Raw genomic sequence first — 17,168 nt, forward strand, 5'->3', positions numbered from 1 at the left:
GTCAGATAAAGTGGTATAATGTATAATGTAAGACGAAGAGAATAACATTCTTGGTCTTTCTTTTTGGGCTCAATTTTCAATTTGGAGGTATTGATCTGTTATGTCTGATTTTGCAGCGGTCATCCTTGCGGCAGGAAAAGGAACGCGCATGAAATCCGATTTGCCCAAAGTTATGCATCAGATTGCCGGTAAAACGCTCATCGATCATGTTTTGGGCAGGGTTGGAGAACTTGGATTAGTTGATGTCATCACAGTAGTTGGTCATGGCAGGGAAATTGTTGAAGAACATCTAAAAGACAGAGGAAGATTGGTCGTTCAGGATAAACAATTGGGTACGGGACATGCCATCATGCAAGTTCTGCCCTTGTTGTCCGATCAGCAAGAGATCATTGTGCTAAGCGGAGATCAGCCGTTGTTTAAGCTGGAGACTCTTCAGGCTCTTCTAAGAACTCATATTACCGGAAATGCTGCCGCTACCGTGCTTTCAGCCGTGATGGACAATCCTTATGGTTATGGCAGGATTCTGAAAAAGGACGGGCAATTTAACGGTATTGTGGAAGAAAAGGATGCTTCGGAAGAACAGCGGGCTTTACACGAAGTGAACACGGGTACATATTGTTTTCAAGTAGAGGCTTTAAGGGAAGCTCTTCAGACGATTACCCCCAAAAATATCCAGGGTGAATATTATTTAACGGATGTTTTTGCAATCATGCAGCAAAAGGGACAAGTCATAGAGACATGCTGCACTGTTGATCAGACGGAATCATTGGGGATTAATAATCGAATTCAACTGGCTCAGGCCGAAGAGATATATTACCAGCGGATTAAGGAATATTGGATGAATGAAGGAGTGACGATGGTGAATCCCGCATCAATTTTTATTGATGCAGAAGTGGAGCTAAGCCAAGATATCCTTATTCATCCATTTACTATTCTTAAAGGAAAAACGAAGATCCGCAAAGGGTCCGTAATCGGCCCATATACGACCATAGACTCCTGTGTATGCGGTTCCGAATGTCGGATAGAGAGTTCAACCGCGAAAGGTGCTGTTATTGGGGACAAATGTGTGATCGGTCCCTATGCTTATTTAAGGCCCGGTACAGTACTGGATGATATGGTTAAAATCGGGGATTTTGTGGAAATTAAGAACAGCACAATTGCTAACGGCTCCAAGATTCCGCATCTCAGCTACATAGGGGATTCCGATATTGGAGAGAATGTTAATATTGGTGCAGGAACGATCACCTGCAATTACGACGGCTTTGTAAAATCCAGGACTGAAATAGGTGATGGAGCTTTTATCGGCAGCAACACAAATTTTGTCGCTCCGGTCAAGGTCGGCAAAGAGACGGTGATTGGCGCAGGTTCCACGATCACCAAAGACGTTCCGGACAAAGCGTTGGCCTTGGAAAGATCCACCCAAAATATCATCATCAACTGGCGGTCCGCCAAAGACAAATAAGAGGAGATGGAAGTAATGGCAACAAGGGAATTAAAAATTTTTTGCGGCAATTCCAATCGAAAGCTTGCGCAGGAAATAGCAGACTATTTAGGGATCTCCATAGGGGAAGCAAGGGTAAAATGTTTTCAGGATGGAGAGTTAAATATCGGCATAGATGAGAGTGTGCGGGGAGCAGATATCTTTGTTGTCCAACCTACCTGTGCGCCGGCCAATGACAGTATTATGGAATTATTGATTATGATTGATGCTCTTAAGCGGGCTTCGGCAAGCAGAATAACCGCTGTCGTGCCCTATTATGGATATGCCAGACAAGAGAGGAAGTCTCGGGGCAGGGAACCGATCACGGCCAAACTGATGGCGAACTTGATCACCAAAGCGGGGGCGGACAGGCTGGTGTCGATGGACCTGCATGCTCCGGCTATTCAGGGTTTTTTTGATATTCCGGTCGATAATCTTCCTTGTGTGCCCATCTTGGCCGAATATATCAAAGAAAAGGATTTGGAAAATATCTGTGTCGTTTCTCCGGACATTGGAGGAGTGGCCAGAGCTCGTGAACTCGCTTCAAGGATAGGCGCCACTTTAGCAATTGTTGATAAACGCCGTCCCGAACCGAATGTTTCAGAAATCATGCATGTTATTGGGGAATTGAGGGATAAGACGGCAATTCTGATTGACGATATTATTGATACCGCAGGGACCATTACTCAAGCCGCGGCCGTCCTGAAAGAGAAGGGCGCCAAAGGAGTATATGCCTGCTGTTCGCATCCTGTATTATCCGGACCGGCTATAGAAAGGCTGGAAGGGTCGGTTATCGAAGAAATCGTGATTACGAATACGATTCCATTGGCTGCAGAAGAAAAATGCGGTAAAATTACAGTTCTGTCGGTCGCTCCTTTGTTAGGGGAAGCCATTGTAAGAATTCATGAAGATCTATCGGTCAGTAAGCTCTTTAGTTAAATCACAGCAGAAATAAAAAAGTCAGACATCTTATCGGTAAACTGTCTGACTTTTTTATTTACTTTAGGTGAAATTTTCATACTTGTCACTGTCATTTGGTTTTTTATCTGAATCCGCAGAAAGGTCAGTACTGGTATTTTTCTCTTCAAGCAGGGATATTTCCGACTGGTCGGAAAAGCCGGCAATATCCTCCGGGGCAAAATTGTCCTCGAGTTCTTCGGGATTCTCGTCCGGTAAGAGAGAAACATTTTCAGTTTTTTTTCTGTTCTTTGTAAGATATTGATTAATCTGATGTCCTTTTTCTGATGCTTTGCTGGAAGCAGAATGCCAAAAAGATTTGATATTTTCATTGAGTCCTTTATTATAAATTTCCAGCTGGGATTCTGTATCTTTACTCACGATAACTGCATGAGGGCCAATCGTAATAATTAAATCGGCGTTAAGATAAGCTTTACTGCCAAAGATTCCTTCGATACGCCCTTCACTGAGCTCCAGATTAACAATGTGGCCGTTTTGGCTGTCGATATAAAATTCTTCCACGATCCCAAGGGTTTTCCCTGTTTCGGTAATGACCTTGATGCCAATGACAGAAGCCTTCTCCTTCAGAAGGTCCAGAATATCGGGCAAGCTGGTCGCTTTTTCCACTTGGCTTTCTGTGCTTATGGTAATCGCGTTCTCGCCGACACTAACAACTCTATTATAAGGAATGATCCTTTGCTCTTTAAAAAAGCCGGTCGGATCAATGACTAAAGCTGCGATCCCTTTTGATTTCGGATTCACGACCAGATTGCGGACATAGCCTATCTGTTGGCCTTCTTTGAGAGAAATGATGGGCAGGGACAAAAATTTTTTGCTAGGCAGCACATTTACTCCCCCTTTTTTGGTAAAATTTATTTGGAAAGATATACTATCTCGCTTCAATTTATTCTGCTATGTAAATTAATATGCTTGAAAGGGAAAAATATGAAAGCAGTGATCGGCTTAGGCAATCCGGGAATAAAATATGCGGATACCCGGCACAATGTCGGATTTATGCTTTTAGACAGAATCGCTGGAAATGAGGATGTTCAATATTCTAAAGGCTTTAAAGGGAAATTTGCCGAAATAAGGCATCAGAATAGGAAGATTATTTTATTGAAACCGTATACCTTCATGAACTTAAGCGGACAATCAGTCGCCGAGCTGATCAACTATTACAAGGTTCCTTTGGAGGATATGCTTGTTATTCATGATGATATGGATATTGCTTTGGGCAGGCTGCGTTTTAGAGAGAAAGGAAGCGCCGGCGGGCATAACGGAATAAAATCAATTATTCAGGAATTGGGCACCCAGGAATTCTGGCGGCTTAAGATAGGTGTCGGCAGACCCCAAAAGGAAAGAGATGTGGTCAGTCACGTTCTTTCCGGTTTTGATCGAGAAAGCCGCGAAGTGCTCTCGGAGACTTTGGAGAAAGCCCGAAAGGCTGTGTTTCTCTGGCTGGAAGGCAAGGAAGCCGAAGCTATGCAAAACTACAATTCTTAAATAGGGTACTGTACAATATAATATTAGGAAAAAATATCTTTGTTCTTTATTTTGAAGATAAAATAAAATTATACGTGAAAAGCAGCCCCGGTCTGTATAACTGTTTATGGATAGGGTAAATCTACTTGTGGGGGTGTTTTTACATTGTATATGTTTAAAGTGTGTCGCTGCTGTGATGCGATTATCGGTGAAATAGAGTTTGAAAATATTCAAAAATTAAAAGCGGACAAAACCATGGATCTCATCGGTAATGTAGCTTATACTCTTTGTCCCCGGTGTATGAAAGAATTGGAAATCAATCAGAGGAGTTTCTATCAATAGTACAATCGCGGGAAAAGGCATATCCTTGAAAGAAAATTCACAAACTATTTGGGCGGAGGAAATCGGATGCCGACTATTGATGACTATTTAACCAAAGGACTGGAATTGGATCAAATTCAAGCAGCTATTGAAAAAAGGGATTCTCCTCAAATGATTTTTCATATTTCCGGAAGTATGAAGACTGCTTTGGCGGCAAATTTAATCAAAAAGAAGGGCCAGAGTTTGATTCTTACGTTTTCAGATGAGCAGGCATTGAAATGGATCAATGATCTGCAGACCTGGCTTCCCCAAAGGCGGATTTTATTCTATCCCACGACAGAGTGGCTTCCTTTTGAAGTGCTTGGACGGAGCAGGGAAACTACGGCAGAGAGAATCAGAGTCCTGCGGGCTCTTTCGGAGGGAGGAAATGAGATCATTGTCGCTCCCGTTCAAGCAATAGTCCGGAAGCTTTTTTGTCCGGAACATTGGAAAAAGTATAGTTTGCAGGTCGCTGTCGGAAAGACGTATCCTCTCGATGAATTGATCAAGACTTTGGTCACCGTGGGGTATGACCGGCAGGAAATCGTGGAGGCCCGGGGTCAATTCGCTTTAAGGGGGGGGATATTGGATATTGCTCCTTTGGATTGTGAACCGGTAAGAATAGAATTTTTTGATGAAGAGGTTGACTCGATCAGGACCTTTGATCTGGAAACGCAAAAATCATCTGATGCGCGAACCGAAGCATGGATTTTTCCCGTACAGGAATATGTGATTAAAATAGAGGAGCAGCAGGAACTGAAGTGGGAAATCAAAAACAAGGCCCGCAAGGCCGTCGGTCGGCTGCTGAGGCTGGGAAAAACTGAAGCGGTCAAGCGATTGCATCATAAAGTTGAATATTTGGGGGAGAGACTGGACCAGGGGATAATGGACGAAAACAGTTATCCTTTTCTGAGTTTGCTTCCCATAAAGTTTGTTTCTTTGCTTGGTTGGCTAAATGAACAGGCCTTGATTTTTCTTGATGAGCCCTTGCGCTTAAAGGAACAATTAGATTTTCAACATTCACAAAGGATGGAGGAATATACCGCCAATTTGGAAAAAGGTGAAGAATTCGTTGATCCGGACAGACTTTTTCTTCATTTTGAAACGATCGTCAGCAGCGAGCAAGAAAAAACGGTGGTGGGAATGGCAAATTTATTTCGGGAAGTCCCCGGTCTTTTTCCTCGCCGGGTACATCATATCAATGCCCGCCCGATTGCAGGGTATCATAAGACTTCGATGCTGGTCGAAGAGATCAAGAAAATGGCAGCGACCGGAAATACCGTCGCCTTATTTGCGGGGAATCAAGACCAGGCCGGCAGATTAAGCCAGGGATTAAAAGACAGTGGGATGGAAAATCAGATCCGGGGAATGGAAGATGAGGTCGCCACTAGGGGAATCAGTATTTTTCCCTGGGCCTTAGATCAGGGCTTTGAGCTCCCGGCAGGCAAGCTTGCGATTTTTACGGAGAGTGAAATTTATCGCAAGGAAAAACGTCGTCAGGTTAAGGCTCAGCGGCAAAATAAGGACGAAATGCTGCTTTTTGCGGACCTTAAACCCGGCGATTTCGTTGTTCACCTTTATCACGGAATCGGAAAATTTATTGGGATTGAGAAAATCGGGGTCGATGGGATAGAAAAGGACTATTTTGCCATAAAATACGCGGGAGAAGACAAGCTTTATGTTCCTTTAGATCAGATCCAGCTTTTGCAAAAATATCTTGGAGCAGATGCAGACAGGGCACCGAAGCTGAACAAGCTTAACGGGAATGAGTGGAATAAGGCAAAAAGTCGTGTCCGAAGCGCTGTCAAGGAAATGGCGATTGATCTAATCGAGCTTTATGCCAAGAGGGAAAGCTCTAAAGGCTATGTGTTCAGTGCGGATAATCACTGGCAAAAAGAATTTGAAGATAAATTCCCTTATGAAGAAACCGCCGATCAATTGCAGAGTATTCAAGAGATAAAGAAAGATATGATGAAGTCTAAAGTCATGGATCGTCTTTTATGCGGGGATGTTGGTTATGGAAAAACGGAAGTCGCAATGAGAGCGGCTTTTAAAGCGGTCGCGGATGGAAAGCAGGTGGCAATCCTGGTGCCCACAACCATTTTAGCTCAGCAGCACTATACAACATTTCAAGAAAGATTTATGGATTACCCGGTAAAAATTGAGATGATCAGCCGCTTCAGAACGGCAAAGGAACAAAAACAGATTATCCGGGGCCTAAAAGACGGGACAATTGATATTATTATCGGGACTCATAAATTGGTTTCTGAAGGAATAGATTTTAAAGACTTAGGGCTGCTGGTTGTGGATGAAGAACAGCGTTTTGGGGTAACCCATAAAGAAAAAATTAAAGCGTTAAAAACGAATGTCGATGTTTTGACTCTCTCTGCTACACCCATTCCAAGAACTTTGCAGATGTCTCTGGTCGGACTGAGAGATATGAGCGTAATCAGTACCCCGCCGGACGACAGGTACCCGGTTCAGACTTTTGTGGCGGAATTTAATCCGGATATGGTCCGGGATGCCGTTCGCAGGGAGATTCACAGAGGCGGACAGGTGTTTTACGTTCATAACAGGATTGAAAGCCTGGACAGAGTATTAAGAATGTTAAAATCTCTTGTGCCTGAGGCCAAGTGTGGTGTTGTGCATGGCCAGATGAATGAAACTCAGCTGGAGAACGAAATGATTTCCTTTTTAGAAAAAGAAAAAGATATTCTGATCTGTACCACAATCATTGAAACCGGGTTGGATATGGCAAATGTAAATACTCTTATTGTGGATGAAGCGGATAGATTTGGGTTAAGCCAGCTTTATCAGCTGAGAGGGCGGGTAGGCCGTTCTAATCGGAAAGCTTATGCTTATTTTTTGTATCAGCCTAGTAAAATATTGACCGAAGAGGCTGAAAAAAGATTGAGTACCATCAGGGAGTTTACAGAGTTTGGTTCCGGTTTTAAAGTGGCTATGCGGGACCTGGAGATCAGGGGAGCGGGCAGCTTGATCGGAGGAGAGCAGCATGGGCATTTGGCTGCGGTTGGTTTTAACTTATATGTACGGATGCTCAAGGAGGCCATCCAGGAGCTCAGAGGGGAAGAAACAGAGGAACAGATGGAACCAAGTATTGATATTCAAATCAAAGCCTTGCTGCCCGACGAGTATATTATCGATAAACAGGCTAAGGCGACTTTGTATCAACGGATGATCGGAATTTCCGGTGAAGAAGAGATGAGTGAGATGCTGGATGAACTTGTGGACAGATTTGGAACACCTCCCCAGGAAGTTGAGAATCTAATGGAGATCATCAGAATCCGATACCGGGCGAAAACCTTAAAAATTGATCAGATTGTTCAAAGCAGACAGGAAATAACATTGCGTTTTGCTCAAGATCCCGGGCTTGCCGGCGAGCAATTAATGGAACTGGCGTCAAATTATCCTTATCCTTTAGCTTTTGCATTCACTGAAGGACAATTAGAATTTAAAATCAGGTTGCGTACAGTATTTCAAGATGATGTGCCCAAAGTGATTCTTAAATTGTTTGACCGGCTGGAGCAGGCCAAAAAGGAAATAGGAAAATCAAGTGAATTGCTTAACCAAATATGATTTGCTATAATGGGTTTCATTAGCCTGTGGAGGAGAAAAAATGAAAAAAAAGTTTGGATTGGGATTGGGTTTGACCATCTTGTTGGGGTTAGGGCTTATACTCGGAGGATGTTCCAATGTTGATTATGTTGCAAAGGTCAATGATGAGCTTATTGCCAAAAAAGATTTTGACAATAAGCTGAATGATATCAAAACCTATGTGCAAAGTCAGGGAGTAGACTTTACAACGGAAGAGGGCAAAGCCTATCTTCAGAATATACAGGGGCAATTGTTAAGCATGTCCATTCAGGATGCGATCATCAGACAGGAAGTCAAAAAGAATAATTGGGACACAAATATCCCCCAAATTACGGAAAAAGTCAATCAAATCAGCCAGAAAAACGGCGGAGATCTGGCGACATATCTTAAACAGCAGGGTTTGACGGAAGAAGATTTGAAAAATACTTTTGCTTTTGCTTACTATACCGGTAAGGATGCAACAGTTTCTGAGGAGGAAACCCGGCAGTATTTCGAAGATCATTTTGATCAATACGGGGGCCAGATGGAACAGGTTAAGGCCCGCCATATTCTGGTCGGCACTGAGGATGAAGCCAAGGATATCATCAGGCAAATTCAGGCCGGAGCAGATTTCGCCGCTCTGGCCAAGGAAAAATCTACTGATGGGTCCAAAGATAATGGAGGGGAGATAGATTATTTCACCAGAGGGAAAATGGTGGAGGAATTTGAGAAGGCTGCTTTCGACATGAAGATCGGTGAGCTTACAACGACCCCGGTTAAAACGAAATACGGCTATCATGTTATTCAAGTATTGGATCATAAACAGACGGTCAAACCTGATTACGAAAAGGTGAAAGAAAAGGTTCAAGCGGACGCCCTGGAAAATGCCCAGAATCAAAAGGCTGAAAGCTATTACATGAAACTGGCTCAGGAGGCCAAGATCGAATACGCTAAGGGCTATGAACCGACCACAGAATGATTACCCGGCGGCTGTAATCGCATACGTTCAGAAATGACAAGAGGATGTCCTTTAAGGGATATCCTCTTTTGATCATCGTCATAGTTCAGATCATCAGAAAATCAAGAAACAACAAACAAGTGAAATTGTTGAAGAAATTTCAAGAATATTTATGCTTTTTGGCATGGAAAAATATGAATAATATTAATCATGCTGATATATACTAAGATTGAATCATGATAATGGCAAAAGGAGGGAGAGCTGATTGAAAGCAACCGGAATAGTCCGAAGGATTGATGATCTCGGCCGCGTTGTAATTCCTAAGGAGATTCGACGCACTTTACGCATCAGGGAAGGCGATCCTCTGGAGATTTTTGTTGATAGGGAAGGGGAAGTCATTCTAAAAAAATACTCACCGATTGGAGAGCTTGGCGATTTCGCAAAAGAATATGCCGATTCTTTATATGAAGCAACCGGGCATATCGCCTGTATTGCTGATAGGGATGTCATTATTGCTGTTGCAGGAGCCTCCAAGAAGGAGTATTTGAATAAAGCCCTTGGTCCAGTCGCTGAGCAGGCCATGGAAGAAAGAAAAACAATTGTTTCCCAGGGAGAAAGCTCTATTCTGAAAGAAGCGGACACAGATGACAGAAACAAAGTATCCACACAGGTTATTGCCCCGATCATAGCCGAAGGGGATCCCATAGGGGTTGTGATCCTGATGTCCAAAGATCCGGCAGGCAAAATGGCCGAACTTGAGCTTAAGCTGGTCGAAACGGCTGCCGGCTTTCTTGCAAAGCAAATGGAGCAATAGAGAAATATTTCTACATAGACTGTTGGCAAATCGGAAAATTTGTTAACAGTCTATATTTTTTGTATAATTTTCCTGGGGAGGTGAAAAAATGAAACCATTGTTTCGCATTCTTGGTCTGACAGAACCGACAATGGAAAAAATCAGTCTGGAAAAATATAGATTACTCAAAGATTCAGCGAGGATATGGGTACTTCCGCCCTATGGCAAGTGGCCGGAGGAGATGAAAAGAGAAGGCCTGAACGTATCTTTGATTACGCCTGAGGATCTGATCGAACTTTTGGGAACAGGAACGAAGCGCCAATTCCCTGATCAAGATATTCTCCTGGTTATACCCGGTTATGTACTTCCGGAAGGTGCCCTGGTCAAAAAGATTAAAGCTCTGGGCCAAGATGATTATGAGCTTTCTTTAGAACCGGTGCCCCCCTCTAACGAATTGGACAGGCTTGTCGGCATTATGGCTGAATTGCGTTCCCGCCAGGGATGTCCCTGGGACAAGGAGCAGACCCATGAATCCTTAAAAAAGTATTTGATAGAAGAGACCTATGAAGTGATTGAGGCAATAGAAATTGGAGATTTGCATAATTTTTGTGAAGAATTGGGAGACTTATTATTACAAATCATATTTCATGCCCAAATCGCGACCGAGAATGGCGGGTTTGACATCAGCAAAATTATTGAAGGGATAGCTGAGAAGCTGATTCGAAGGCATCCGCACGTATTTGGAAACGAAGCTGCAGCTACCAGCACCGAGGTTTTGGAGAGCTGGGAAAAAATCAAGCGTGCTGAAAAGAAGGATCAGGTTGAGACGGGAGGTACAGATTACTTTCATTTGCCCTTAGGACTACCGTCCTTGATGCTGGCGGAAAAGACACAGAAAAAAGCCGGTAAAGCAGGATTTGACTGGGATTCCTATGAAGGCCCGCTGGCTAAGGTCGAAGAGGAAACGGCGGAGTTGAAGCAGGCGATCGCTTTGGGAATGGGGAGAGAAGAGGAACTGGGGGATTTATTGTTCTCCATTGTCAATCTTGCCCGATTCTTCCAGATAGATTCCGAGGAAGCTCTTCGCTCCAGCACTCAAAAATTTCAGAAGAGATTTAGAAAAATGCTTGAACTTATGGCTGAAAAGAATCTTAGTCCGGAAGGCATGGATCTGGAACAATTTGATATTTATTGGGAACAAGCAAAAAAATGAAGGAAAATATAGCAAACAAGAGGTATTTAGCATTGCGCCAGAAGGAAAATCGTTATTTATAGCGAATATAGGGTCAAACAGTAAAACTTTTTAGGAGGGACTACTTTGAATAAAGCGGAACTTGTGTCTGCTGTAGCAGAAAAAATTGACTTTACTAAAAAAGATGCAGAAAAAGCCGTGGCTGCTGTTATTGAAACAATCAGTCAGGCTCTCGCTGCCGGTGACAAAGTGCAGCTGGTTGGTTTTGGGACATTTGAAGTGAAAAAACGCGAGGAACGCGTAGGAAGAAATCCTCAGACAAAAGAAGAGATTATTATTCCTGCGTGTAATGTTCCCGGTTTTAAAGCTGGAAAAGCTTTAAAAGATGCTGTGCAGTAAAGGGCCTTTAAATGTACCCGGAATTTACAAGAAAATCAGGATCTTCGGACCTGGTTTTTTTGTTTGGAAAGGAATAAAATGCGGTGAGACTGGATAAGTATTTAAAAGTTTCAAGGTTAATCAAAAGACGTACTGTGGCCAAAGATGTATGCAGCGGAGAGAAAGTGAGCATTAACAGCAAGGTGGCCAAACCTTCTGCTGAGGTCAAAATTGGTGATGTGATCGCAATAGAGATGAAGAACCATCTTCTGGAAGTAAGGGTGGCGGCAACTCCTGCCAATATCAGAGCAGATGAGGCTTCGAGCCTGTATGAGGTGCTCAGGGATGAAAAAAAGAAAACCGAGGGATTTGGGGAATAAGTAGTCGGAACGGGAAGAGGCTGTAAAAGGGCTCAACATAATGATCAGACCGGATGGGCGATATAGACAGGCCAGCCGGTCTTTTTATTGATTTTGTCTTTTGGTTACCAGGATGATGTCTAAATGAACGAATTTATGAATATTTTTAGTCAGAGGAGAATTGGAGGGATATTGATGGTTAAGAAAACAGATGCACTTGAACACAAGATTACGATGGAGAACAGGAGCCAAATTAATCTGAGTGGAGTAAACAAAGTCAAATCATTTGAAGCCAAAGAAATCGTATTGGACACCATTCAAGGGGTTTTGGCCATTAAAGGGCATGAACTTGGAATTAAAAATTTAAATTTAGAGGACACCCAGGTAGAAATCGAAGGAATGATCGATTCCCTGCACTATTCAGCGAATAAATCAGGAACGACATCCCGCTCTATTTTGGAAAAGATGTTCAAATAACTCTAAATCTTCAATGGCACCGCTGAAGGGAGAGATGAAAAATCGCTCAGTTTGTTGTGCTGTTTAAAATTATTGTGAGCGGTATAGCAGTAGGTCTGGCTTTTGATGTTTATCGGATTATCCGTTGGAAATTGCAAACAGGCAAGGTATTAACTTTTTTTGGCGATCTCCTTTTTTCGATGTCTGCGTCAATGATCATGATTTTATTTGTTGTGGAGGCCAATCATCTTGAATTGCGTTTCTATGTATTTTTGGCTGTTTTAGCGGGGCTTTTGATTTATCTCGGCTTGTTCAGTAAACCGATCAAAAAAGTCATCACTGGTGTTTTTAATATCTTGAACCGGATCTATACCCAAATCATATGGATGATCTCATTTGTATTTAGAGCCGTCAAAAGTTTATTGGAGGGCGTGATGTCGGTACCCTTTTCTATTTTGCGCTGGCTGGCCTTATTGCTGTTTCGGATCGTAGAAGCGATTTATCGCAGTGTACATAGGACTAAAAGACTATGAATCTAAAGGAAAATTCAAATAAGGTTTATTGATTTTACTGAAAATCCAAAGTATAATAGCAGTAATTAACAATTCTTAACGGTTTTGTAGTTGATTTGTACACAGTATGTGGATAATATGTGGATATTAACTCTCCAGAGCAGTGGGATGTGCCGGGATGCATGTTGAAATAAGAGGTTTGGAAAGATTAAGCTTTCGGGAGCGTCAGGCGGTTATCCTGAAAGAGAGCGGAAATTCAATTGAAAAAATAGCCCGGATCTTAAAAATCAGTACGAGCTCGGTTTCAACGATTCTTGCGCGGGCGAAGACAAAAGGCTATCAGATTATAGCCATTATCCCCGAAAATGAATTAGGGCTTGAAGAGACGTTGACGGAGGAAAGGATTTCTGATGAAAGCAGCAGTCAAGAGCAAGAAGAAGATGATTAATAAAACAAAAAAAGCGAAGAAAAAAAAACTTAATCCGGTAGGCTTTATTTTTTTCAGCATCATCTTGTTTCTGGCTGTAAGCTGGACGTACAAGCTTATTCAGACTGATTATGCCGTAGAAGTGGAGAAGGCTGGACTCAACCAGAAAAAGCAGGATTTGATCGCTAAGAACGAACAAATCCGCAATGAGATTGAGCAGTTGAATACTCCTGAATATATTGAACAGCTGGCCAGAGAAAAGATTGGATTGGTGCGTAAAGGAGAAATCATGGTCGCCCCTAAAAACACAGAACCGTAGAAAGATGGTCAATAGAAGAGGAACCCTGCTTGCCTGGTAAGTTGAAGGAAGCAGGGTTTATTTATGCTGAGCAGATGGCGTAAGAATATGTCTCATCACAAATATTACTGGGGAAAGGACAAGAACAAAAGGCCTCAGCGGGAGAAAAGCAAGAGAAAAAGAATTTGCTGACATAAATTGATCCCGGGTTAGACAAGCTTCGCTAAAAGCATAAGCTATAATAATGCCATCAAATGTAAGGGGTGGCATTATGGCGGAATGGGCTCCGGCACGAGCCGGCTTTATGAAGAAACAGACAAATATCATACTGGGTCATCTCATTTGGGCTCTGGGCGGCATCCTTTTTGCCAGGGCCAATATTGAAGGGATTTTCGCCTTTGGCACAGCATATTTGGCCTTATTGATCCTGAAAGGAGAAAAAAACATTGTCACAGGGCTGGCGGGGATCATCATAGGGAGCCTTACCGTTCAAAACTACTCACTGCTTGCCTGCCTGGGCGGGGAAACATTGCTTTATTATTTGGTTTTGAAGAACAAGAAAAAGGATAAGAATAAAGCTCTGATTCTGGGAGCTGCCGTATTAGGGGCGAGCTTTCTGAGCGGAGTGTTATTGTTTCTCTGGATGAAAGGCCTAAATACTGAAGAAATCATCAGAGTATCGGCAAGAGCTCTGATCGCTGCCGCCTTTTCTCTTTTGCTTGATCACGCATTAGCCGATCATCATCATATTTTAAAAGCTACCGAAAAGAAGGAAATGAGTATAACCCTGTTAATTGTGATATCAATAGCTTTGAGCGGACTAAATCAAGTCGTGTTTGGATATGCCAATCTGCAGATCATTCTCGTGTCTTTTCTGGTGCTTTCGATCGCTTCCAGGTTTGGAGCGGGTCTGGGCGCGGGAGCCGGTGCAGTACTGGGTTTTCTGCTGCAGTGGAATTTCGGCCCGGAAAGCCTGATCAATGCGGGGTTGTATGGACTGAGTGGATTTATTGCCGGAGGGTTTGGAAAATTCGGCAAGCCAATCACCTGTGTTGCCTATGTTTCCGCAGTCCTGATGTTTACCTTTTTTGTGAACAGCTTGATCATTCCCATGCATCTCTTATCTTCAGGTCTCGGCCTTTTGCTTTTTTTACTCCTTCCTCAGGGCGGGCCTAAGACCAATATTCTAAAGAAAAGAGTTGTTCCTGAGATTGAAACAACGGTAAGTAAAGTAAAAACTTTAGCGGAGATTTTCGACCAATTGGCTTTCGGTCTGCATGCGGCGGGGGTGGAATCCTGCAGATTGAAGCCGGAGGTTCCTGAGCTGATGAATATGCTGGTTGAGAGGATTTGTAAAAATTGCCCCAATATGAGTTATTGCTGGGAAAAAGAGTTTTATAAAACATATAATCATCTGTTTGATCTTTTTATTAAATTGGAAAATGAAGAAAGTATAGAAACGGATCATCTGCCGGGAGAATGGAGAAAGACCTGCGGACGCTTTCAGGAGGTTATCCTCGCTGCCAGGTTCATTTTAGACCAGCAAAAAGACAGGGAGACTTGGCAGAAAAGAATGGCCCTAAATAAAGATGCGTTGGCAAAACAATACAAGAGTGTTTCAGATGTCATTGGTCATTTGGCCCAGGAACTGCATTCAAGGCATAATCAGGAAGAAGGAAGGCCATTGGTTTGGGGCCGCCAGCAAAAAAATCTGATCGATATCGGAATCGGAACCTTTGTCAAAGAAGGAAATGGAATCAGCGGGGATAATTTTAATGCAGTGCCCCTGTCTTCAACAAAAATGGCTCTTATTGTCTGTGACGGGATGGGAGTCGGTGAGGAAGCGGCCAGAATGAGTTCAGCAGCTCTGACCATATTGGAGCAATTGTTAAGCACGGGATTTGAACCTGAGGGGGCTGTTAAAGCACTGAATTCTATCCTTGTTTTAAGGTCTCCGGAAGAAAGTTTTGTTACGGTTGATATGGCAATATTGGATGTTCAAGAACAAAAAGGCAGAATAATCAAGATTGGAGCTGCGCCATCCTATGTTAAAGATGGTTCCGATGTCAAGGTGCTAAGTACATCAAGCCTGCCCGCGGGAATTTTTAATGAAATAGAGATACCCGTTGTTGAAATCAGCTTTACGGATGAAATCCTGATCCTTCTGACTGATGGTGTGATTGACGCGGGGAAGAACATTGATGTTCATCGGGACTGGCTCAAGGACATGTTAGAGAAAACAGCGGTCTGCACGGCACAGGAAATGGCTGAAAAGATTATAGAAGAAGCAAAAAAAATGGCTAATCATAAAATGGAGGACGATGGAATAGTCCTGGTGGTAAAAAAGAAAGAAAAAACCTTTGACAAAAATAAATCGTCAATGGAAAATAAGCATTAAGATGAAGGAATAGGTTACGTCATGCCGGAGGAAGACAGATGTATGCGAGACTGAAAAAAGATATTTTACCAATCCTGGTTCCTTCGGGGTCGAGAATTTTGGTGGCTGTATCAGGAGGGCCTGATTCTATCGCGCTCTGGCATATTCTAGACCGCTATGCCCGGGAGGAAAAAAGCGATATCTCCCTGGTCATCAGTCATATTCATCATGGGGTCAGGAGAGAGTCTGATCAAGAAGAGGAGATGGTCAGAAAACTGGCGGGAAAGTTTGAAACAGAGCTTTCTGTCCACAGATTTAAGGCCAAGGACTATGCGGACAAAAGCAAAAAGTCATTTCAGGAAGCGGCGCGGGAGTGGCGTTATGCCCGTTTTCAGGAAGATAAAGACAAATATCAATGTCATTTGATTGCAACGGCCCATCATTTGGGTGATCAGGCAGAAACACTTTTATACAGGCTGCTTAGAGGGAGCGGAACATCAGGTCTGGGGGGGATATACCCTTCAGCAGGAGAGATCATCAGACCTTTGCTGACGGTAAGCAAACAAGAAATCTTGGCATACTGTGAAGCGGAGGGTCTTTCTTTTGCTTTGGATCAAAGCAATTTTGAGCCGGTTTATGTCCGGAATAAAATCAGGCTGGAATTATTGCCGATACTGAAAAAAAACTACAACAGCAGAATAGAGGAAGCATTGGGCAGGACCGCGGAGCTTTTGCGTTGGGACGAAGAATATATCCAGACTCAGGTTGTTGCACTCTGGAGCAGGTATTGCCTGGAGGAAGATGGGAGGAGGATTGTATTTTCTCGTGAAGCGTGGCAAGAGCCGAATGCGGTATTATCCAGGCTGCTCCGCCTGGCGGCGGAAAAGATCAATGGTGATCCGCGGGGATTGGAGTTTAAGTTGATCAAAACCTTAATGGAAGAAGGATGGCAACAGGACTGGCAGCAGGATCTTCCCGGGATAAAGGTCTGCGGAATGAAGGAAGGCCTGGTTTTTTTGCGCAGGGAGATAAAAAGTGAAGAAAAAGATCATAATAAAAAAGAGAACATTCCGGCAGAGAGAGAGAGGCAAAAGCATGAAGTGCAATTGGAGAAAAACAGGTGGAACAGCAGTAACGAATTAGGGATAAAGGTGCTGCTGTCCCAGGAGTCAAAGACAGATCAACAATGTTTGTCGACAGTTCTCAGCGGCAATGCATTAGAGAGACTGGAGGTTCCTTTGGTATGCAGGGCGCGTAAAAACGGAGACAGAATGTTTTGGCGGGGGATCGGCCATAAAGCAATCAAAAAAGTCTTTCAGGAGCATGGCATTACAGGTGAAGAACGCAGAAAAATCCCCCTGATTGCTGTCGGATCTCTTGTTATCTGGATACCCGGAGTGTGTCGCAGTGACAGTCTGCTTCCCCAAAATGAGGACGAGGAGAAGTGGTTTTGTCTTATCCGGCACATCCCCCGGAGCCTACTTTGAATTGATTGTAAAATAATTTTCGGCATGATATAATACTAATATTGTTTAAAAGGCAGAA

General features: G+C 43.2%; 16 protein-coding genes. 15 read left to right on the plus strand and 1 reads right to left on the minus strand.

Going from position 1 to position 17,168, the window contains the following annotated elements:
- Positions 1 to 100: 100 nt before the first annotated feature.
- Both glmU and SGLY_RS00990 read left to right on the plus strand, forming a co-directional pair.
- A complete protein-coding gene (gene glmU / locus SGLY_RS00985; protein ID WP_013623436.1) occupies positions 101 to 1,462 on the plus strand; it encodes a bifunctional UDP-N-acetylglucosamine diphosphorylase/glucosamine-1-phosphate N-acetyltransferase GlmU in 1,362 nt (453 codons plus the stop codon).
- A gap of 15 nt (positions 1,463 to 1,477) precedes the next feature.
- Positions 1,478 to 2,419 (plus strand): ribose-phosphate diphosphokinase, encoded by a 942-nt coding sequence (locus tag SGLY_RS00990; RefSeq protein WP_013623437.1) that lies wholly within the window; start codon positions 1,478 to 1,480, stop codon positions 2,417 to 2,419.
- A gap of 63 nt (positions 2,420 to 2,482) precedes the next feature.
- On the opposite strand, the gene SGLY_RS00995 is transcribed toward SGLY_RS00990, so the two are convergent.
- Positions 2,483 to 3,283 (minus strand): PRC-barrel domain-containing protein, encoded by an 801-nt coding sequence (locus tag SGLY_RS00995; RefSeq protein ID WP_013623438.1) that lies wholly within the window; start codon positions 3,281 to 3,283, stop codon positions 2,483 to 2,485.
- A gap of 99 nt (positions 3,284 to 3,382) precedes the next feature.
- Here SGLY_RS00995 and pth point away from each other — a divergent pair, with 99 nt between their 5' ends.
- The 13 genes from pth to tilS all read left to right on the plus strand — a co-directional run bounded on the left by pth (position 3,383) and on the right by tilS (position 17,110).
- On the plus strand, positions 3,383 to 3,940 hold the full coding sequence (gene pth, locus SGLY_RS01000) for an aminoacyl-tRNA hydrolase (RefSeq protein WP_013623439.1): 558 nt from the start codon (positions 3,383 to 3,385) through the stop codon (positions 3,938 to 3,940).
- A gap of 387 nt (positions 3,941 to 4,327) precedes the next feature.
- Positions 4,328 to 7,876: a transcription-repair coupling factor gene (gene mfd, locus SGLY_RS01005; protein ID WP_013623441.1), complete on the plus strand. Its 3,549-nt coding sequence runs from the start codon at positions 4,328 to 4,330 to the stop codon at positions 7,874 to 7,876.
- 40 nt (positions 7,877 to 7,916) lie between these two features.
- Positions 7,917 to 8,852 (plus strand): peptidylprolyl isomerase, encoded by a 936-nt coding sequence (locus tag SGLY_RS01010; protein WP_013623442.1) that lies wholly within the window; start codon positions 7,917 to 7,919, stop codon positions 8,850 to 8,852.
- A gap of 244 nt (positions 8,853 to 9,096) precedes the next feature.
- Positions 9,097 to 9,645, plus strand: a complete 549-nt coding sequence (spoVT, locus tag SGLY_RS01015; RefSeq protein WP_013623443.1) for a stage V sporulation protein T — start codon at positions 9,097 to 9,099, stop codon at positions 9,643 to 9,645.
- Positions 9,646 to 9,733: 88 nt separating this feature from the next.
- Entirely contained in the window at positions 9,734 to 10,837 is a 1,104-nt protein-coding gene (gene mazG / locus SGLY_RS01020; RefSeq protein WP_013623444.1) for a nucleoside triphosphate pyrophosphohydrolase, read from the plus strand.
- Positions 10,838 to 10,942: 105 nt separating this feature from the next.
- Entirely contained in the window at positions 10,943 to 11,215 is a 273-nt protein-coding gene (locus tag SGLY_RS01025) for an HU family DNA-binding protein (RefSeq protein ID WP_013623445.1), read from the plus strand.
- An 83-nt stretch (positions 11,216 to 11,298) separates the two neighbouring features.
- The gene (locus SGLY_RS01030) at positions 11,299 to 11,574 is read left to right on the plus strand and encodes an RNA-binding S4 domain-containing protein (protein ID WP_013623446.1); all 276 of its coding nucleotides are present in this window, start codon (positions 11,299 to 11,301) and stop codon (positions 11,572 to 11,574) included.
- Positions 11,575 to 11,748: 174 nt separating this feature from the next.
- Positions 11,749 to 12,030 carry a sporulation protein YabP gene (yabP, locus tag SGLY_RS01035; protein WP_013623447.1) on the plus strand — a complete coding sequence of 94 codons (282 nt, stop codon included), beginning with the start codon at positions 11,749 to 11,751 and terminating at the stop codon, positions 12,028 to 12,030.
- A gap of 56 nt (positions 12,031 to 12,086) precedes the next feature.
- Positions 12,087 to 12,542, plus strand: coding sequence for a spore cortex biosynthesis protein YabQ (gene yabQ / locus SGLY_RS01040; RefSeq protein ID WP_013623448.1), 456 nt, complete (start codon positions 12,087 to 12,089; stop codon positions 12,540 to 12,542).
- Positions 12,543 to 12,699: 157 nt separating this feature from the next.
- Positions 12,700 to 12,969 carry a sigma factor-like helix-turn-helix DNA-binding protein gene (locus SGLY_RS01045; RefSeq protein ID WP_013623449.1) on the plus strand — a complete coding sequence of 90 codons (270 nt, stop codon included), beginning with the start codon at positions 12,700 to 12,702 and terminating at the stop codon, positions 12,967 to 12,969.
- Positions 12,932 to 13,267 (plus strand): FtsB family cell division protein, encoded by a 336-nt coding sequence (locus SGLY_RS01050; protein WP_013623450.1) that lies wholly within the window; start codon positions 12,932 to 12,934, stop codon positions 13,265 to 13,267. The genes SGLY_RS01045 and SGLY_RS01050 overlap by 38 nt, the downstream gene beginning before the upstream one ends.
- Before the next feature lie 250 nt (positions 13,268 to 13,517).
- Positions 13,518 to 15,644, plus strand: a complete 2,127-nt coding sequence (locus tag SGLY_RS01055) for a SpoIIE family protein phosphatase (protein WP_013623451.1) — start codon at positions 13,518 to 13,520, stop codon at positions 15,642 to 15,644.
- Positions 15,645 to 15,682: 38 nt separating this feature from the next.
- Entirely contained in the window at positions 15,683 to 17,110 is a 1,428-nt protein-coding gene (gene tilS, locus SGLY_RS01060) for a tRNA lysidine(34) synthetase TilS (RefSeq protein ID WP_013623452.1), read from the plus strand.
- Positions 17,111 to 17,168 lie beyond the last annotated feature (58 nt).

The sequence above is a fragment of the Syntrophobotulus glycolicus DSM 8271 genome (assembly GCF_000190635.1).
Classification (GTDB): Bacteria; Bacillota; Desulfitobacteriia; order Desulfitobacteriales; family Syntrophobotulaceae; genus Syntrophobotulus; species Syntrophobotulus glycolicus.